The organism is Streptomyces sp. NPDC005004 (genome assembly GCF_053600675.1).
Genome location: NZ_JBSGAH010000009.1, coordinates 220,863 through 238,877 on the forward strand (window position 1 = coordinate 220,863; position 18,015 = coordinate 238,877).

Annotated in this window: 18 protein-coding genes; 10 read left to right on the top strand and 8 right to left on the bottom strand. The window is 70.1% G+C overall.

Annotation, left to right across the window (positions count from 1 at the left end; all coding sequences use genetic code 11):
• Positions 1-37: 37 nt before the first annotated feature.
• Entirely contained in the window at positions 38-943 is a 906-nt protein-coding gene (locus tag ACWEEU_RS15510; protein WP_451732736.1) for a hypothetical protein, read from the top strand.
• Positions 944-992: 49 nt separating this feature from the next.
• Here the strand turns inward: ACWEEU_RS15510 and ACWEEU_RS15515 are convergent, their stop codons facing one another.
• The 3 genes from ACWEEU_RS15515 to ACWEEU_RS15525 all read right to left on the bottom strand — a co-directional run bounded on the left by ACWEEU_RS15515 (position 993) and on the right by ACWEEU_RS15525 (position 3,647).
• On the bottom strand, positions 993-1,994 hold the full coding sequence (locus ACWEEU_RS15515; RefSeq protein WP_451732506.1) for a hypothetical protein: 1,002 nt from the start codon (positions 1,992-1,994) through the stop codon (positions 993-995).
• 97 nt (positions 1,995-2,091) lie between these two features.
• Positions 2,092-2,868, bottom strand: a complete 777-nt coding sequence (locus ACWEEU_RS15520) for an SUKH-3 domain-containing protein (protein WP_451732508.1) — start codon at positions 2,866-2,868, stop codon at positions 2,092-2,094.
• A 140-nt stretch (positions 2,869-3,008) separates the two neighbouring features.
• Entirely contained in the window at positions 3,009-3,647 is a 639-nt protein-coding gene (locus ACWEEU_RS15525) for a DinB family protein (RefSeq protein WP_451732511.1), read from the bottom strand.
• A 359-nt stretch (positions 3,648-4,006) separates the two neighbouring features.
• Between ACWEEU_RS15525 and ACWEEU_RS15530 the strand changes: the two genes are divergently transcribed.
• The 4 genes from ACWEEU_RS15530 (at position 4,007) to ACWEEU_RS15545 (ending at position 8,164) form a co-directional block, all read left to right on the top strand.
• Complete coding sequence (locus ACWEEU_RS15530; RefSeq protein WP_385742370.1) at positions 4,007-5,539, top strand: FG-GAP-like repeat-containing protein; 1,533 nt, start codon at positions 4,007-4,009, stop codon at positions 5,537-5,539.
• A gap of 333 nt (positions 5,540-5,872) precedes the next feature.
• A complete protein-coding gene (locus tag ACWEEU_RS15535; RefSeq protein WP_451732514.1) occupies positions 5,873-6,793 on the top strand; it encodes a hypothetical protein in 921 nt (306 codons plus the stop codon).
• Between the two features lie 201 nt (positions 6,794-6,994).
• Positions 6,995-7,639 carry a hypothetical protein gene (locus tag ACWEEU_RS15540; RefSeq protein WP_451732517.1) on the top strand — a complete coding sequence of 215 codons (645 nt, stop codon included), beginning with the start codon at positions 6,995-6,997 and terminating at the stop codon, positions 7,637-7,639.
• Complete coding sequence (locus ACWEEU_RS15545) at positions 7,640-8,164, top strand: hypothetical protein (RefSeq protein ID WP_451732520.1); 525 nt, start codon at positions 7,640-7,642, stop codon at positions 8,162-8,164.
• A gap of 552 nt (positions 8,165-8,716) precedes the next feature.
• Here ACWEEU_RS15545 and ACWEEU_RS15550 read toward each other — a convergent pair.
• A complete protein-coding gene (locus ACWEEU_RS15550) occupies positions 8,717-9,133 on the bottom strand; it encodes a hypothetical protein (RefSeq protein ID WP_385742380.1) in 417 nt (138 codons plus the stop codon).
• Between the two features lie 364 nt (positions 9,134-9,497).
• Here ACWEEU_RS15550 and ACWEEU_RS15555 point away from each other — a divergent pair.
• From ACWEEU_RS15555 to ACWEEU_RS15565, 3 genes are all read left to right on the top strand, one after another.
• Positions 9,498-10,297 (top strand): IS5 family transposase gene (locus ACWEEU_RS15555; RefSeq protein WP_451732739.1). Its coding sequence is split into 2 segments (ribosomal slippage): positions 9,498-9,837 and positions 9,837-10,297, totalling 801 coding nucleotides; the frame shifts between segments, so codons are not numbered across the junction.
• Positions 10,298-10,698: 401 nt separating this feature from the next.
• Entirely contained in the window at positions 10,699-11,457 is a 759-nt protein-coding gene (locus tag ACWEEU_RS15560) for a hypothetical protein (protein WP_451732523.1), read from the top strand.
• Positions 11,458-11,630: 173 nt separating this feature from the next.
• Entirely contained in the window at positions 11,631-11,912 is a 282-nt protein-coding gene (locus ACWEEU_RS15565) for a hypothetical protein (protein ID WP_451732526.1), read from the top strand.
• Between the two features lie 74 nt (positions 11,913-11,986).
• On the opposite strand, the gene ACWEEU_RS15570 is transcribed toward ACWEEU_RS15565, so the two are convergent.
• A complete protein-coding gene (locus ACWEEU_RS15570) occupies positions 11,987-12,271 on the bottom strand; it encodes a hypothetical protein (protein ID WP_451732529.1) in 285 nt (94 codons plus the stop codon).
• A gap of 110 nt (positions 12,272-12,381) precedes the next feature.
• Here ACWEEU_RS15570 and ACWEEU_RS15575 point away from each other — a divergent pair.
• Positions 12,382-13,196, top strand: a protein-coding gene (locus tag ACWEEU_RS15575) for an IS5 family transposase (RefSeq protein ID WP_451732532.1) whose coding sequence is annotated in 2 segments (ribosomal slippage) — positions 12,382-12,708 and positions 12,711-13,196 — 813 coding nt in all. Because the reading frame shifts where the segments join, the coding sequence is not laid out codon by codon here.
• 746 nt (positions 13,197-13,942) lie between these two features.
• On the opposite strand, the gene ACWEEU_RS15580 is transcribed toward ACWEEU_RS15575, so the two are convergent.
• Positions 13,943-14,392 (bottom strand): MarR family winged helix-turn-helix transcriptional regulator, encoded by a 450-nt coding sequence (locus ACWEEU_RS15580; protein WP_451732535.1) that lies wholly within the window; start codon positions 14,390-14,392, stop codon positions 13,943-13,945.
• A 56-nt stretch (positions 14,393-14,448) separates the two neighbouring features.
• Here ACWEEU_RS15580 and ACWEEU_RS15585 point away from each other — a divergent pair, with 56 nt between their 5' ends.
• On the top strand, positions 14,449-15,234 hold the full coding sequence (locus tag ACWEEU_RS15585) for an SDR family NAD(P)-dependent oxidoreductase (RefSeq protein ID WP_451732538.1): 786 nt from the start codon (positions 14,449-14,451) through the stop codon (positions 15,232-15,234).
• A gap of 16 nt (positions 15,235-15,250) precedes the next feature.
• On the opposite strand, the gene ACWEEU_RS15590 is transcribed toward ACWEEU_RS15585, so the two are convergent.
• Together ACWEEU_RS15590 and ACWEEU_RS15595 are read right to left on the bottom strand one after the other, a co-directional pair.
• Positions 15,251-16,717, bottom strand: coding sequence for a sugar porter family MFS transporter (locus ACWEEU_RS15590; protein WP_385742389.1), 1,467 nt, complete (start codon positions 16,715-16,717; stop codon positions 15,251-15,253).
• Positions 16,714-17,913: a zinc-dependent alcohol dehydrogenase family protein gene (locus ACWEEU_RS15595; protein WP_451732541.1), complete on the bottom strand. Its 1,200-nt coding sequence runs from the start codon at positions 17,911-17,913 to the stop codon at positions 16,714-16,716. The genes ACWEEU_RS15590 and ACWEEU_RS15595 overlap by 4 nt, the downstream gene beginning before the upstream one ends.
• Between the last annotated feature and the right edge of the window lie 102 nt (positions 17,914-18,015).

An 18,015-nucleotide genomic window follows, 5' to 3' on the forward strand; every position in this document is an offset into this window, starting at 1 on the left:
TGCAGGAGTTTCGACGGTGGGAGGAGTCGGCTTGGCGGTGTTCGGGTGCGCGGGCTGCGGTGCGGTGCTGACGGCGGCGGTGTCGAAGGTGGCGCTGCCGGTCCACGTGATCGACACCCACTGGGAGACACTGCACCCGCCCCTGCTGGAGGCCGGCTCCTACGCCGTCGACCCCGCACGCTCGGACGCCGTCCTCCTCGCCCCCGGCGACACACGCGGTACCCGGCTGATCCTGGAGCGGGCCGCGGGCTACTGCATGGGGATCGACGGGCGGGACGGCCCGAACCTCGCCTGCGTGGACTGCGATCTGCCGGTCGGCACGAGGGTGGACGACTGCGGCTGCTGGCAGGTCGTCCAGCTCGTCCCCGAGGCCGTGGTGCGGCTGCCCGCCCCGCCGGAGCGCCCGGTCATGGACTGGCCGGAACTGCTGGCCACCGACGCGCTGTGGCACCGGCTGAGCAAGTTCCGGGACATCCCGGCAGGCGTGGCCCTCGCCCACGTGGTGGTGGCCGCCGACGGCGCCCCCGTCGAGACGGCTCCCGGCCCGGTCACCGACCTCCTCGGCCGGGCACTCGGCGCGCTCGTGCCCACCGGAAAACCCGCGAAGCGGCTGGACCTCGCGGGCCCCGGGTACGGCGATCCGACCGCCGACCTGGTCCTCGTACCGGTCCACCCCCAGACCGGAGACATCTGGCAGCCGCGCTCCGGCGCGCGCCCGGTCCCCCTGGACGCCGCACTCTGGTCCGAACTCGCCTTCCCACCCCACCGCACCCGACTCCCGGTCGTCGGCGGCCTCCCACCCGGCACCGAACAGGACGACCCGCTCCCACCCCACCCGCCCTGCCCCTTCGAGCCGTCCCCCTACGCCTTCCGAAAAACCCTCGCGCTCATGCTGGCGCCCAGGGAACCGTGGCTGCGGGCGCTCTACGAGCGGGCCTGCTGACGGCGCGCCGGCCCGTTCCGCGCGCGGTGTCGATCGGAGTCGCCGTACCTCACCCGTCGAACTGGGACCAGGGAAACCCATGGTCGAGCAGCGGCGTCAGGGTTCCCCTGTGGAGCGCGCCGAAGAACACGCTCACCTCGTCCTCGTCACCGCTCACCTGGGCGAGCAGGCCGGGGGCCACGAAGAACCTGTCAGCGGTGTAAGCCGGCAGGAACGGGCTCAGCGGTACAGGCCGCAGCACGCCGCGCAAGGCGTCGAAGCGCGCGGCCGGCATGTAGGGCGTCGCCGCGTGGAACGGCGCGCCGCCTGTGGCCTGGGCCAGGGTGAACTGGAGGAGGAATCGGCTCAGCGGCTCTTCCTCTACGAGCGTCTCCGGGGTGCCGCAGGGGTCTTCGGTGTGCCACACCACGGGATCCGCCGCGCGTGGACCCTCCGACGACCAGGGGATGGACCAGTCCATCCCGGCCCCGTTCCACACGGCGAACACCAGCCGATCGCCGAGCGGCCCGGTGGCGATCCCGGGTTCCTCCAGCACGGGGTCGTGAAATCTGTGGAGCGCCGGTCGCAGGCGGGCCAGGCGGTGAAAGGCAGCCAACGCCGACGGCAGCTCGCCCCGTTCATCCGGTGTGTCTCTTTCCGCCTCCTCAGCGGGGAACCAGCCGACCACGAACGCTTCCAGAGCGCGGATCGGTTCGGTCTTCACCAGATCGACCCAGTCCACATCCGGCACCGGTCCGGGTTCGGGGACGGGCCGGACCAGGTCCAGCACCTCTCTGGCCAGCGGTACGTCGAGCCGCAGCTCCACGCCGACCAACCCGGCGGGCGATGCTGAGCTGCCCCGGCAACGTGCCGTGCCCAGCGGGAGGCAGCCCGGGCCCAGGCGCACGAAGACGTGAGTCGGCGGGGCGTCCTCGAACTCGAAGCGAGGGGAGAGGTCCGGAACCGGCTCTCCGCGCAGGAGCACCCCATGGGCATCCCGCACGCCACTGACCCTCGGGTCGTCCCCCGGCTCGACGACGACAACGGTCGCGTCCGCCCCCGCCGCGATCACCGCCGGGCCCATTTCGTACTGGACAGCTCCGGCCCCCGCGGCGGACAGTGCGTCCGCCTCGCCGACCAGGGACGGACGCGCTGTCTGTGTCATGTGGTCACCCTATGGTTTCCGGACCACATCCCAGGACGAGCTTCTCCAGGGCGTCCCGGACGGGGCCGAAGGTCGCCACCCAGGTCTCGACCAGGTGGATTTCTCCGTGCTGATCGATGCCCAGGAAGAACCGGCCTTCGTCGAGTTCGCCGATCGGGAAGAGGTCGCGTCCGATGGTCCGGCTCCAGTCGGCGAAGCGGTCCTCCTCGCCGACGAGGAATCCGGGCTCGAAGCCGAAGGGCGACTTGGCGCACGTGACACCCGGCCCGCCGATCCGCACGCTCAGGCCGCCGAACTCCGCCAGGAAGCTCCTGGCGGCCTCGTGCATGCGCACCTCGCCGCTCGCCTCCAGCCGCTCGCGCCACGGCTCGACGGATACGCACCGCCCGGGGAACCACCCGGCCGCACGCAGTGTCTCCTCGGTCTCCGCGGTGAAACCCGTCGCCGCGCGGACTCCCCGCAGGGGCGTCGCGATCGCGTCCCCCCACGCCTCGGCCGCCGGGGTGTCCTCCCGCACGACCTGCCCGTGCTCAGCGGTCCAGCCGGGCCGCCACTCGCTCAGCCACTCGTCGAAATCCTCCCTCAGGAACTGACGAGCCACCGGCTTGAGCCGCACTTGCGGGCGCTCATCGGCCCACCACACCTCGAACTCGGCAACCGTCCCCTCCTCCGGCCACCGCTCCGAAGCCCTCGGCAGCAGCAGCACGTCGACGAAGCCGCCGACGGGAAGGCCGATGTCCACGAAGATCCCGGTGGCCCCGGGGTTCGGAACGCAGGTCACCCTCCCCCGAAACCGCTGCCCGAGCCGCAGGCCAGTACGGATGCGATGCCACTCCTCCACGCTCACCACGCGGGCATCCTCGCACCCTGCCCGTAGGAGACCCAGCAGCCGGATGGCCGACAGTAGGGGGGAAAGGGGAATCAGCCCTCTCCAGGCGGCACTTGGCGGCGATCGTGATCCGGGGCGGCGGCGACGCCCGTGAGCTTCTCGGAGACAGACCTGGCGGCCCGCTCGATCTTCGCGCGGTGGGCCGCTCGGGCTTCCTCGTCGATCCGCTCCTCGTGTTCGGCGCGCATCCCGGTCCGGCCGTCGAGACCCTCGCGGAGGATGTCTGCGTGTCCGGCATGTCGGACGCACTCGCCGAGGACATGGACCATCACGGCGAACAGGTTCGTGTCGGCATGAGGCTCCGGCCACCACGGCACGTGGCCGGGGGCGTCGAGGGGAAGCGCGTTGATCGTCGCGTCCGAGTGTTCCCACGTGCGCCGGTAGAAGCCGATGATCTGATCGCGGGTCTCGTGCTCGGCCGCCCACAGATCGCTGCCGTCGGAGTCCTGCCACCGGGGCAGCGGTTCCGGGGACGGACGGCCGAAGACCTCGCCGAAGTAGCGGGCCTCGACGCCGGCCACGTGTTTGACCAGACCGAGAAGGCTGGTCCCGGTCGCAGTCAAAGGACGGCGGGCGTCGTATTCGGACAGACCGTCGAGTTTCCAGAGCAGCGCCGCGCGGTCCCGCCGCAGTCTCCCGTGCAGGTTGTCCTTCGCGAAGTCATCGATCACGCGGCACGAGGCTGCCATGGGCCGCTCGCGGTCTCAAGATCCCGGACGCGGTCCGCGACGACTGGCTGAGCCACGACTCGGCCACGGCCACCGCCCTGACCTGTGTCGGCGAGCGATCTCCGTCCTCGCGCGTGCTGACCCGTCGGCCGGGCAGGACGTGTGTCCAGCCGGACGGCTCGACGGCAGGACGGAGAACGAGATCCGCGCGGTCTCGCGACGGGCGACGACACGCAGCGAACCCCTCGTCCCCCCCACCGGGCCGGTGATGTGTGATTCTCCGGTCGATTCTCGTGGCGCGTGCAACCAATCGCCCCCCGGTGGGTCTTGTGAACGTAGACCCACGACAGAAGGACTCCGCGATGACGCACATACGACGCCCTGTTGACCCCGAGCACCGCGTGACCGGCGGAGCGACCCGTGCCCGCGTCACCGCGCCCCTCGCCGCCGCCCTGCTCGCGGCCACCGGCATGAGCGCACTGACCCTGTCCGCCGCCCCCGCCCACGCCGCCACCGGTCACGCGTCCCAGGTGACCAAGGCGGACGACTTCAACGGCGACGGCTACGCGGACCTCGTGATCAGCGCCTCGAACGGCACCGTCTCCGGCAAGGCGGCCGCGGGCTACGTCGCGGTGATGTACGGATCGGCCTCCGGCCTCTCGCCCGCGCACAAGTCGATCATCTCCCGCTCCACCAGCGGCGTACCCGGCGCGGCCGTCGCGAAGGAGGGGTTCGGTGAGTCCTTCACCAAGGGCGACCTCGACGGCGACGGCTACAGCGACCTCGTCATCGGCGCGGGCAAGAACGGCTCCGACGCCGTCGTCCTGTGGGGTTCCCCGTCCGGCCTGACCGGCGGCACCGATCTCGGCAAGTACCGCCGTACGCCCATCGCGGGGGACTTCGACGGCGACGGCAGGACCGACCTCGCCCTCTTCGGCGACCCGGACGCCTTCGGCGACGACCCGGTGGCCCAGCCCGCCGCGCTGTGGAAGGGCCCGATCTCCCGCTCCGGCAAGCCCGCCGCGACGCGTGACTTCATGGACAAGTCGACGTGGTGGGGCTACGGCGACGACGGTGACGACGGCCCCGACGCCTGCGCCGCGAAGGACACCTGCGTCAACGGACCGCACTCCATCGCCGGCCCCGTCGTCGCCCTGGCCACCGGCGACGTCAACGGCGACCACCTCCAGGACATCGTGATCAGGCTGTACACCGGCGACGGCAGCTGGAGCAACCGCGTGCTCCTGAGCACCCCGACCGGCTTCAAGGTCGTCCGTGCCCCCGGCGACGACGGCGCGATCGGCGTGGGCGACGTGGACGGTGACGGCTACGACGACGTGGTGTCCGGCTCCGGCGAGGACCGCCCCTCCGTCACGATCGGCTTCGGCTCGCCCGACGCCGACCTGACCAAGCGCACCCAGACCTTCGACCAGAGCCTCCCCGGCTTCCACGGCGCGCAGGAGGAGGGCGACGACCTGGGCTCCTGCGTCGCCGTGGGCGACGTGGACGGCGACGGAAAGGCCGAGGTCGCGCTCGGCATCAGCGGCGAGGACTTCAGCGGCCTCACCGACGCCGGCTCCTTCGCCCTGCTGCACGGCACGTCCACCGGTGTCACCGGCACCGGCAGCCAGGTCATGCACCAGAACACCGCCGGCGTCCCCGGCGTCGCCGAGACCAACGACCGCTTCGGCGACGCCTGCGCCCTCGTCGACACCAACGGCGACGGCCACCGCGACCTCGCCGTCTCCGCCTCCAACGAGAACGCCGCGGCAGGCGCCGTCTGGTCCCTCAACGGCACCTCCACCGGCCTGACCACCACCGGAGCGACCGCCTTCGGTCCCACGACCGTGGGCGCGCCGGCCACTTCGGCGCGCTTCGGACGGGCGCTGCGCTAGTCGCTCCGCTCACGAGACACCGGGCGGGCCACCGAGGGGGACTGCGGTGGCCCGCCCGGCGACGCGGCTCTCGTATGGGCGGACTCCCGGTTTCGTGAGCGGATGTAGTCGGCGGCGTCGCCAACGCCGAACTCCTTGACGACCAGGCACCGTTGGTGGCGGACCTCCCCGGCGTCCCCCCCCACGACGACCGACCCGTGGCCCGCGATCCACGGCTCGGCGGACTTCCTCCGCGCCTGGGCCCGGCAGCCCGGATTCCGGCTCCTGAAGCAGCTGCCCGCTGAGTACGCGTACTCATGTGGCCCCAGCCCCCGACTGCCAGCATCCGGAGGCGTGACGAGCGACAGACGAGCCCTGACGGCTCTGCACCTCTTCCTGGTGTGGGCGATGATGGCGACCGCCGTGCCGGTACTCGGACTCGTGCTGTTCGCCTCGGGGTGGAGCGGCGGAGCGGGCGCGATGGGACTCGTCCTCGCCCTGGGCGTGCCGCTGGTGGTGTGCGCGCTGGTCATCGCGGCCCTGCCGGCACGGACCGTGGTCCCGCGCTGCGGCTCCGTCCGGCAGCGGCTCGGCTGGGCGGTGTCCGTCTTCGCCCTGGGCACACTCGGCGTTCTGTCGGGCGTGGTCGCCTACACCGACGAGGTCGACCTGGGGAGCGCCGGTACCCGGATCGCGCTGGTGGGGGTGCCGTACGCCGTGGCCGCCGCGTTCTTCGTCCCGAGCCGTTGGGTCCGCCTGGGTGCGACGGCAGCCCTCGCGGCCGGGGTGGCGTACGGTGCCTTCATCGGCCCGGCCCACGCCCAACAGCGCCACCAAGACGCCGACTTCACCCGCTACCGAGAGCACGCGGAACTCCAGTACCTGGGCACCCCGCCCCCGGGCATGACACTCTCCCGCGTCGACATCGGCCCCGGCTACTTCAGCGCGTCCTACCGCCCCACACGGCAGGACGAACACGGATACCTGGATCTCGTGGTCCGCCCACCCGTCACACCGACGCTCCAATGCCCCGGTGTCCTGCAGAAGGGCGCAACCTGCAGGGTGACCACCCCGGGCACCATGCGCACGATCATCCCCTTCCCCGGCGGCCACACCACCACCCTCACCCGCCGCCACGACGACGCCGAGTTCGAAGTCTCCAGCCAGACCGTGGACGAAGCGGCCCTACGCCGTCTCCTGAACTCTCTCCGACCGCTGACCGACAAGCAGTTGAAGACGCTGATGCGTGAAAAGGAGATCTACCACAGACTCTGACCCCGCACGTGGAGACACCGGTTCCAGCCCCCGGACCACCGCAGTCGGCGCGGTCCGCCACCAGAGCGTCGCAGCCACGGCGTCCTGCCGCCCGCCGCGGGATCGCTCCGGCCAAGGCGCCGCCCGCCTGCGCGCGCCCGCAGCCGGAGCCGACGCAGCAACTAAGGTGACCGCACAGCCCGTTGACGCTATCGTGCCGCAGTGATCAGGAGCGAGGGAGCACCGGTGGGTGCGGAGGCCGCGCGTCGTTTGGCGGCGACGGGCCTCTACGAGTTCGAACCGGGCCTCACCGAAGACGAGTTCGAGCACATCGAGCACGAGTACGGCTTCGAGTTCGCGGACGACCACCGAGCGTTCCTCGCAGCCGGGCTCCCGATCAACGTCCCGCCCGAGGAAGGGCAGGCCTGGGCCAGGCCCTGGCCCGAATGGCGGGGCGGCGACCCGGACAGCTTGCGTGAGCAGCTCGACTGGCCGGTCGAGGGGGTGCTGCTCGACGTCGAGCACAGCGGGTTCTGGCACGAGAGCTGGGGCGAACGTCCGGCCTCCCAGGCGGTGGCGCTGGGCAGGGCGCGCCGGCACCTGGCGAAGACACCGGTCCTGGTGCCCGTGTACGCCCACCGTTACCTGCCCGCCGGCCGGGGAACCTCCGGACACCCCGTGCTCTCCGTGTGGCAGACCGACACCATCTACTACGGCGAGGACCTGGTCGACTACATACACCGGGAGTTCGACGAGACCCGGGGCGAGGTCGACGAGAGCTGGAACCCACGAGCGACGGTTCCCTTCTGGCGCGACCTGCTCGCCCGCTTCGAGAAGGTCACCCCACCCCAAAGGGAAACCACCTGAATGCCTCCCACCCGCATACTCGCCGGTGCTCCGCTGGCCCTGCTGCTCCTCGCCCTCTCCGGCTGCTCCTCCTGGGGCTGCACCGACACGACCGCGAAGCGCGGCAAGGCGGGAGTGAGGGTACAGGTCGAGGACGCGACCGGGCGCCCACTCGACGTCACCGCCGAGGTAGTTGACTGGCGCCTCGAGCCCCACCCGCAGGTGCCCGACCGAGGCGACGAGGTCCACTTCCACTACCGCTTCGACGGCGCCGACGAGTATTCCGGTCCCGCGGTGGACGCCTGCGCGGTCGACAAGCAGCGCGTGGCCATGCTGTGTCAGACGGTCTACTCGTCCGAGGCGTTCGGCCCGAACGGCAACCACACCGGCGACGCCTGGCTCGAGGTCGAGCACCCTGAGCAGGTCGCCGCCGTGCTGCTGATCCCCAACGACCGGTCCCAAGACCGCCGGACCTGCGAACAGGACGTCAAGGACGGCGGCGGCCCACATCCCCCGAAGCCGGCGTTCAAGGGGGACCAACTGTAAGCCGTCGTCCGATCGGCACGGGTCGTTGTCAGTGCCGTCCTCTAGGGTCGCGAACGCGCGGTCGGCTTCCGGGGGTTCCAGCTCTGAGAGGAATGGTTGCATCCCCGGCCTGTCCGGGGGCGGCCCGGACGACTGCCTGTCCGGGACCTAACCGACGGTCGGGCTACGTCGATGGCCACGAGGTGACCTGCCAGCGCCGACCGCGCACCGTCCCGGCAAGGCACGGAGTCGTCCTGAAGTGACAGCCGTCGTGGGCGAGGCGTATTTCTCCACAAGGGGGCGGCCAACGTATCTCGGCTGAAGCCATCTCTCCGGGGTATCCGCCTGAACATGCTGGCTCTGATTGCGTACCGCTCGTACCACGGCGCAGCGACCGTGTGGGCCTTCGTCGTTGCCATCCTCATCGTGCTGGTGGTGGGCTGGTACGTCCGCCGCCGGTAGCCGCATCACCCCCAGACTTGCTCTCCCGGCCCTGCCAGCCGCCACGGACAGTTGGTCAGGAGCTCGTGGACGATCTCGCGGTGCACGGTTGCCCACTGTCCACCTGTCCGATCAGCGCAACTGCGAAAGTCGCAGCAGGGCCTCGTCGCGGACCTCTGGGTCCGGGTCCGATGCCAGAGTCCGCAGCTGTGTGATCAGCTCGGCGCCGCCCTCTCCGGTCGCCCAGCGCGGGTCGCAGTCGAGCTCGGCAGTGAGCTGGTCAGCCGTCCCCTCGTCGGACGCCACCGCACGGGCCGCGAGCACGGCCCGCAGGCCGGCCAGATCCTTCCGAGCCAACAGAGCCGCAGCGGTGTCGGAGGTCACCCCGGTGTCCTGAGCGTCCAGGAGGAGACGGCGCAGCACACCGGCGATGCCCTCGATCCGGGGCGCCGCCGCCAGCCGTCGTCCTGCGGCCGCCCTGACCTGCCAGGCCGGAGAGTCGGCCTCGGCGACCGAGCGGCGAAGTCCTCGCGCTGTGAAGTCTTCCACGGCACCAGCCTCCCAGCCGGACATCTCGATCAAGCTTCGGTCACTTCCCGCCGCGGAGGCTCAGCGCACGGCGAGTGCCTCGGTGAACATCGCGAGGTAGCTGTCGTGTGCGAGGCGCAGTTCCCCGAGTTCGCCGTCCTGGAACCACGCGATGTCATCGTGCTCGTCCAACGCGACATTGACCGGAGTTCCCGTCCAACTCTCGATCAGCCAGACCCGCATGTCGACGGCATCGGTACGGGAGGTACCGGGAGCCCGCTGATTCCGAGGGCGGGTGCTTCGACACGTACTCGACACGCGAACCGGCGGCCAAGCGCTTAGAGGTCATCTCATTTGGCTGAGTAGGCTGTCCGCTGTGGTGGGGATCATTGAACGGCTGGTGCCGGACGAGTTGTGGGAGCTGTTCCAGCGGGTCGTGCCAGAGGCGCCATCGCGGCCTCAAGGTGGCGGCCGGCGCCGGCACGGCGACCGTGAGGTGCTGGCAGCGATCGTGTTCGTGGCGACGTCGGGCTGCACGTGGCAGCAGCTACCCGCGGCGTCGTTCGGACCGTCCGGAGCGACAGCTCACCGCCGGTTCACCGAGTGGACGAAGGCCCGCGTGTGGGCCAAGCTGCACCGCCTGGTCCTCGACGAACTCGGGTCCCGCGGGGAGTTGGACTGGTCCCGCTGCGCGATCGACTCGGTGAACATGCGGGCCCTGAAAAAGGGGACCTGACAGGTCCGAATCCTGTCGACCGGGGTAAGTACGGTTCGAAGATCCACCTGATCACCGACCGGACCGGTCTGCCCCTGTCTGTCGGCATCTCCGGTGCCAACGTCCACGATAGCCAGGCCCTGATGCCGCTCGTGAAGGGCATACCGCCGATCCGATCCCGGCGAGGACCCCGTCGGCGCAAGCCCGGCAAGCTGTACGCCGACAAGGGATACGACTACTCCCACCTGCGGCGATGGTTATCCCAGCGAGGCATCCGACACCGCATAGCCCGCAAGGGAATCGAGACCTCTCAGCGACTCGGCAGGCACCGCTGGACCATCGAACGCACCATGGCTTGGCTCGCTGGATGCCGTCGCCTCCATCGTCGCTACGAGCGCAATGCCGAGCACTTCCTCGGCTTCACCAGCATCGCCTGCACCCTCATCTGCTACCGCAGACTCGCCAAATGAGATGACCTCTTAGAAGATGCGGGCGCGCCTTGGCGGGACGGTCCGCCTGCACTCTGCCGCTACCGTGCCGGGTCGCGCAGTACCGCTGACGTCCGCTGTCGTTGCCGTCAGCGCTGCCGTCGCTGCCGTCGGCCGCGGCTTCTGTGAGCACCGCTTCAGGAGTTCGATCACGCCCCCATGTGATGGCGGCCCCCTGCGCGCACGGGTGCCGCACATGATTGCCGGGCGCCACCGCTGTCCGTGGTCGTTGATGTCAGTGTTGGATGTCAGCGCAACCGCTTTGGCACCGGGCCGACTTGCAATGGCTTGCCTGGCGGGCCAGCCGGACCGGACATGCCGACCGGCACACTTCCACGGCGATCGACAGGTCGGCGAAAGTGCAGATGCGGCAGTCTGCTTGGATGCCGGAGATGACAACGAGCCCTCCTGTCCCCCGCGCAGACGACGCCGATTCCGACCGCCTGGGAGCCCTATTGGAACGTGCCGCCAAGGGCCGGGACAGTCAGGCCTGGAGCGACCTCTGGACGGAGCTCTACCACAACGGCTCTCTGGATGTCGCCCAGCCGCTGGTGCTGCACACGCTGGCCGACATGGCGCAGACCGACAAAGCCAGCACGGCGACTTCGGCCCTCCACCTAGCCGGCGCCCTCCTCGTCCAGGCCGACCAGCGGTACGAGACGCGTAACCTGCGGTACCAGTACGCGCCGGAAGTCATACGGCTACTGGGCGCCGCAAACAGGTGGCGAACGCTCACCGCCGGCCGGAAGGACTACTGCTATCTGGTCGAGGCGGTCCTGAACCTGGAAGGCGACATCTCCTGGGCGGAGGACTTGATCTGGGGCGTCGTCAGCGAGGAATACGAGCTCGAGTGCCCCGATCCCGACGGATGCGCGACGGTGTGGGTGATTCTCGGAGAGCGAGGCTTCTTCAGCGTGGCGGAGGACTACGCCCTCTGCGACGACGACACCGAGACCCTCCCTCTCCATCCGGCCGATCCATGTGCCCTGGAAGGTCTCGGCCGGCGCCTCTACGACCTTGCCCTGGCCGACGGTCATGAGGACGTCGCGCGCGCCCTGACTTATGCCTTTGGTGAGGCGACCTGTCCGGAGTGTGAGCAGCGCTTCTCCGTTGTCGGGCAGGTTGTCTCCTGTTCCAGCTGAGAACCGCGCGGGGGAGACGGGTCTTGAATCCACGACCTGCTGCCCGGAGCTCTGTCCAGGCTCGTTCACTTGCGTTCGCGTGCGGTCGAACGACGGGCGGCTTCTCGCTTATGGCCCCTCCCGAACGGGCCTGAACGTCGCTGAATGAGGCGGAAACTGAGACGGTGCCCCTCATGAGCGAGACACCAGACCCCGGCAACCCGAACGGCCTTCAGGTGGGCGACATCTATGAGGACTGCTCGTTCCATCCGGTGCTGTGCACTGCGGTTGATGAGGCGGCGGGCATCCTACTCAGCGGCGTCTCCCTCATCGACGGCAGCTTTCCCCGCTCCTGCGATGCGCTGCACTGCGGGCCGATCCACCTCCGCGTCGAGGACGTCATGGCCATCAAGCAGGACCTGGAGGGCTACGCCCGCCGACGAAAGGAAGAGCTACGGATCAGTGACAACACCTGATCCGTAGCTCAATGTGGATCGGTCATCGACGGTCGTAGCGGCCACGCATCGGGTTTCTGCGGCTGCCACTGCTCCTATAGACCACGTAGCGCCTCGTGCAGGTCGCTGTAGGCTTCCCAACAGTCGATGCTGCCGTCGTCGTTCAGGTTGCCCATGTACCAGTCGTCGTCATCGGTAGGCTTCACGAGACACAGGCTGTGGAATCCGAGAACGATCTCAGGGTGTGGCATCTCGTGGGCCTCGCCGACGCTGACCCACTTCACTGGCCGAGTGGGATCCAGGGCGACAGCCTCTCGATCCCCGGACACCTCGCGGATCTGCTGAAGAGTCCATCCCCGAGGTAGTCGCGCGTCGGTCATCTACGGATGATCTCACTCGCATGGTGTGAGGTCACCGCTTTTAGAACTCCTAACGAAATGATCTTCGTCGTGGTTGGATCGCCTTCAGTCTGACGATCTGGGGGTGTGGGGTGGCGCGGTCCAAGCCGTGGGAGGTCGACGACGAGCTGTGGGCGGTGGTCGAGCCGCTGCTGCCGAAGGTCGAGCGTCGGGTGCGGCATCCGGGACGCAAGCGGCATCCGGACCGGCTGGTGTTCCAGGGGATCCTGTTCGTGCTGCATACCGGGATCGCCTGGGAGCACCTGCCGCAGGAGCTCGGCTTCGGCTCGGGCATGACCTGCTGGCGCCGCCTGGCCGAGTGGACGGAGGCCGGAGTCTGGCCCCGGCTGCACGAGGTTCTGCTCGCCAGGCTGCGGGGTGCGAACGCTCTGGACTTCTCCCGGGCGGCGGTCGATGGTTCCCACGTCCGGGCGTTAAAGGGGGAGCCAAGACGGGACGAAGCCCTGTCGACCGGGGCAGGACGGGCAGCAAACACCATCTGATCACCGACGCCACCGGGATCCCGCTTGCCGCCACCTTGACCGGCGGCAACCGCAACGACGTCACCCAGCTGATCCCGCTCCTTCAGGCCGTGCCGCCCGTGCGGGGCAAGCGCGGCCGACCCCGGCGCCGCCCTGACGTGGTGCTGGGCGACCGCGGCTACGACCACGACAAGTACCGCCGCCTGGTCTGGGAGCTCGGTGTGAAGCCGCTGATCGCCCGGCGGGGCACCGAGCACGGCTCCGGACTCGGTGCCCAACGCTGGGTCGTGGAGCGGGCGTTCGCCCATCTGCACTGGTTCCGCCGACTGCGGATCCGCTGGGAGATCCGCGACGACATCCACGAAGCCTTCCTCACCCTCGGATGCGCACTGATCTGCGGGCGACGCCTGAAGTCATTGCGATAGGAGTTCTTAGGCACGCCTTCGACCCGGTGTCCCGCTGCCGTCGAGGTCATGGAAGAGGTCCGGCACCGGACAGGGCTCCAATGGCTCGTCCGGTCGGTCGGCCCAGCCCCACCAGACATGCCGATCGGTACACCGCCACAGCGATCGGCAGGTCCGCCGACTGTCGTCCACTCGTTTCGACAGCACAAGGCCGCCGGATTCCATGTGCCGGCCGCACTGAGGGCAGGCTGGGGCGTGGTCGGTCATGCGGCGTACCTGGTTCCTGGCTTCCACGTGGAGCGCGCGGCTGTACGACGTACCACATCCGCCGCCGGCGCCTGCAGCAAAGCCCCGACAGCTGGAGCGGACAAGCCGAGGGCCTCCAGCGACAGGTCCAAGGTCACCCGCGCCACGTCACCGGAGGTGTCCTGGTGGCGGAGGGCTGACGGCTGCCGCCCGTGCACGGCAAGCGCGGGCGACCCCGACGCCGCCCGGACGCAGTGATGGCTGACCGGGACTACCGCCACGACAAGTACCGCCGGCTGGTCCGGGACCTCGGCGTGAAGCCGCTGACCCCGCCGCGCACCGAGCACGACTTCGGTCCGGGCACCCAACGCCGGTTCGTGGAGCCGGTGTTCGCCCAACCGCATGGGTTCCGGTGCCTGTGGATCCGCTCGGAGACATGCGACGACATCCATCGAGCCTTCCTTGCCCTCGGGAGCGCGCTCGTCCGTTGGGGGCGCCCCCCGAGTCCCGGAGACGGGTGCCTACTGTGCCACCTCAGGGGTGGAGGAGATCTCCTGGATGACGTTCCAGAAGTCATCGGAGCCCGGCGTGCTGGTGTGCTTGAACAGAGCGCGGCGGACTGCCCGTGCGTGAGCCGGGCGGGCGGCGGCGAGGGCGGTCTGCCCTTCGTCCGTCGCGGTGACGAGCACGCGCCTGCCGTGTCCGTCTTCGCGTCGAAGGAGTCCGCGGTCGGCCATACGGGAGAGCTGGCGCGACAGGCGGGCCCGTTTCCAGCCCAGCATGGTGCCGAGGTCCTGTTGGGGGATGTGGCCGTCGCCGTTCTCGATCACGCGTGAGAGGACGGCGAAGTCGGCTGCGGACAGCCCGGCCGCACTGTGGATCTCTTGTGCGACCGCGGCGAGTACCGCCTCATTCGCTCGCTTCCAGGCGGTCCACCGCGCCACCTCGGCGTCGTCAAGGGGCTGCGTCATGGGGTCACCCTACCTGCGAGTTGCCGTGTAAACACAAACGGCTCATGATGGTTTACATGGAAACTCGACAGAAGCGCGCGGTGCTCATCACTGGCGGCGGCTCCGGCATAGGGCTCGGCCTGGCCGAACGGCACCTCTCCGCCGGACACCGCGTGATGATCACCGGCCGCAGCTCCGCCCGGCTCGACGCGGTAGCCGACCGTCTGCCGGGCGTCGAGACCCTCACCAACGACATCGCCACGCCTGAAGGGCGGCAGCACCTGGCCGATCACGTCCGGCGGACGATGCCGGAGCTGGACGTGCTGATTAACAACGCCGGCATCCAGCGACGGGTGGGCATCGCCTCGGACCGATCTCCCTGGGCCGAAGCGCAGAACGAGATCGACATCCTGTTCGCCGCGCCGGTCCACCTCGGGCGGTTGCTCGTCCCGCACATGCTGGCCCACGGTCGTCCCGGCGTGCTGGTCAACGTCACGTCGGGCGGAGCCTTCGTCCCCCAGCCGTTCGCCCCGCTGTACAGCGCGGCCAAAGCCGCACTGCACAGCTACACCGTGAACCTGCGGCACGCCCTGAACGCCACGTCGGTCCGGGTGGTGGAACTCATGCCCCCGGCGGTGGCCACCCATCTCGCCGGTCCCGGCCGGGTACACGGTGTCGAGCTGGACGAATTCTGCGACACCGTGTTCCCCCTGCTGGACGGCTCACACGCGGAAGTCGGCTTCGGTCCGACCGCGGCCCGCGACTTCGTCGAGCGGCGTGCCACCGATCAGCGCACCTTCGAGACCATGTCCGACCGCTTCGACGTGCCGGTTTACCGGCCCGACGGTCGTGTGGAGGACTGATACTCCGGAATCGGGCTCAGGACACCGAGGCAGTCGGAGCGGACACCTCGTCCGCCGAAGGACTCGCGTCCCCCCTGCGCAACACCTCCCGCTCGATCTGCTCCAGCGACCGCCCCTTCGTCTCCGGCAGCAGCCGCTTGACGAAGACGCCGGAGGCGAACGTCGTCACGGCGAAGACGACGAAGTTCGCGCCCGCGCCCCAGGCGTGGAGGAGGGAGGGGAAGACGAGCGCCACGGCCATGTTGAAGAGCCAGTTGAAGACGACGCAGACGCCGACCGCGCCGGCGCGGATGCGGGTGGGGAACAGCTCGGGGAGCATCACCCACTGCACCGGGCCCCAGGAGGCGGCGAAGGCGGCGACGTAGAGGGCGACGCCGAAGAGGGTGAGGGGGGCGAGGAGGGAGCCGTGGCCGAGGGGGGTCAGGTTGACCGCGGCCAGGACGGCCATGCCCGCGCACATGCCGACCGAGCCCCACAGGAGGAGGGGACGGCGGCCGCGGCGGTCGATGAGGCGCATCGCGGGGAGGGTCATCAGCATGTTGACGAGACCGACGCCGACGTTCGCGAGGATCGCGCCGTTGTCGCCGAAACCGATGCTCGTGAGGAGCGTCGGGGCGTAGTAGATGATCGTGTTGATGCCGCCGAAGTTCTGGAAGAACACCAGCAGCAGACCGACGACCAGCATGGGTCGCAGACGCGGGGACCACAGGTCCCGCAGCGTCAGCCGCTGGGTCGCCGCCCGCTCCTCCGCCAGCGTCTTCTCGATGTCGAGCAGCTCGGTGCGGGCGGTCTCGCCGTCGCCGCGCAGCAGGGTCAGGGCGGCGCGGGCGTCGTCACGGCGGCCCCGTCCCGCCAGCCAGCGGGGACTCTCCGGCTGGGTCAGGATGCCGAGGGCCAGGACCGCCGCGGGCAGGACGCCGAGCCCGATCATCCAGCGCCACGCGTGCGCCGGGGCCAGTGCGTAGTCGGTGAGGTAGGCCAGGAAGATGCCCACGGTCACCAGGAGCTGCATGAGGGAGGCGAGGCCGCCGCGCACCTCCATCGGCGCCAGTTCCGTCAGGTAGAGCGGGACGACGACGGACGCGATGCCCACGCCGACACCGATCAGCACCCGCGCGCCGATGAGGAGCGACGCCTCGGAGGAGAGCGCCGCGCCGACCGTGCCCGCGATGAACACGAGCGCCGCGCCGAGGATCAGCCGCCGCCGGCCCCACGCGTCGGACAGCTTTCCGGCGAGCCCGGCGCCCGCCATCGCGCCCACCAGGAGCCCGGAGACGACCAGACCCTCCATCAGCGGCGTCAGGGCGATGTCCTGGCGGATGAAGAGCATCGCTCCGGAGATCACGCCCGTGTCGTAACCCCACAGGATGCCGCCGAGGGCGCCGAACACCCAGATCAGGGCGTTCCGCAGCCGTGGCCGCCGCTTCGCCGCCGGCTCGGGTGCCTTCTCGGTCGCCGTCTCCGGCTCCGCGACCCGGCTCACGACGCCGCGTCCGTGGTCGCAGCCGCGTCGACGCCCTCAGCCGCAGCCGCATCCCCAGCCGTAGCCGTCGCGAGCCGCGCCGCCGCCTCGGCTGCCGCGGCCGTCGCCGCCTCGGCGGCCGCCGCGACCTCCGGCGCGACGATCACCGGGCTCTCCGCACCAGCCGCACCCCGTGCCACCGCCCCCGCCACCCGCGGATCATCAAGCTGCGGAGCCAGATGGATCTTCTGCCCCGCACCCGCGCGGAACAGCCCCACCGCCTCGTCGAAGCGCTCCAGCGGCAGTACGTCGCTGACCAGCGGGTCGAGGTCCAGCCCACCGGCGAGGATCTCCACCGCGGGCTGGAAGCCGTTGTGCACCGCCATGGAGCCGATGATGTCGATCTCGCGGTTGTAGACGAGGAACGGCGAGAACGAGGCCCGCTTGGCCGGGTCCGCCACGCCGAACTGCAGGAACGTGCCGCCCTTGCGGACGCGGCCCAGACCGTCCTCGATGGCCGCGATGACACCGGTCGCGTCGATCACGACCTCGAAGCCGTGGTCGCGGCCCAGCTCGTCGGCGTTCGCGGCGGTCGCATCCGCGCCCATGCGCCTGGCGAGGTCCAGACGGCGGGTGTTGGGGTCGACGACGGACACGGAGGCCGCGCCCGAGTGCGCCACCAGGGCCGCCATCATCAGGCCCATGGTCCCGGCGCCGTAGACGAGGTAGTGCTCACCGGGGCGGCGGGGGAGGCGGCTCAGGCCGTGGACCGCGCAGGACAGGGGCTCGACCAGACCGGCGGCGGCCTCGGACAGGCCCTCGGGCAGGACGTGGCAGCGGCCCGCGGGGACCGCGACGTACTCGGCGAAACCGCCGTCGCGGGTCACGCCGACGGCGGTGTAGTGCTCGCAGAGGTTGCCGCGGCCGATCCGGCAGTAATGGCAGGCACCGCACGGGGTGTTGGGGTCCACGGCGACGCGCTGGCCGACGAGCGGGAAGCGTACGTCCCGGCCGGTCTCCACCACGACGCCGGTCAGCTCGTGGCCGGGGACCAGCGGGTAGCCGACGGACGGCAGCTCGCCGCCCAGGATGTGCATGTCCGTGCCGCAGAGGCCGCAGGAGCTGACGCGGACGACCACCTCCGAGGGACCGGGACTCGGATCGGGTATGACGGTCAGCTCGGCGCTTCCCGGCTGGGTGACCACGACAGCGCGCATGGCGCCTCCTCACAGCGGTGTGCGGACGGATGTCCGAAGACGCGGGAAACATAATCGCCACGTAAGCGCTTGCGCAAACGCTTACGTGTGACTTTTCATAGG

Excerpts from the sequence above, each read along its gene's own strand:
- ACWEEU_RS15530 (WP_385742370.1), top strand. The coding sequence starts at position 4,007 with ATGACGCACATACGACGCCCTGTTGACCCCGAGCACCGCGTGACCGGC.
- ACWEEU_RS15545 (WP_451732520.1), top strand. The coding sequence starts at position 7,640 with ATGCCTCCCACCCGCATACTCGCCGGTGCTCCGCTGGCCCTGCTGCTC.
- ACWEEU_RS15560 (WP_451732523.1), top strand. The coding sequence starts at position 10,699 with ATGCCGGAGATGACAACGAGCCCTCCTGTCCCCCGCGCAGACGACGCC.
- ACWEEU_RS15565 (WP_451732526.1), top strand. The coding sequence starts at position 11,631 with ATGAGCGAGACACCAGACCCCGGCAACCCGAACGGCCTTCAGGTGGGC.
- ACWEEU_RS15570 (WP_451732529.1), bottom strand. The coding sequence starts at position 12,271 with ATGACCGACGCGCGACTACCTCGGGGATGGACTCTTCAGCAGATCCGC.
- ACWEEU_RS15580 (WP_451732535.1), bottom strand. The coding sequence starts at position 14,392 with ATGACGCAGCCCCTTGACGACGCCGAGGTGGCGCGGTGGACCGCCTGG.
- ACWEEU_RS15585 (WP_451732538.1), top strand. The coding sequence starts at position 14,449 with ATGGAAACTCGACAGAAGCGCGCGGTGCTCATCACTGGCGGCGGCTCC.
- ACWEEU_RS15595 (WP_451732541.1), bottom strand. The coding sequence starts at position 17,913 with ATGCGCGCTGTCGTGGTCACCCAGCCGGGAAGCGCCGAGCTGACCGTC.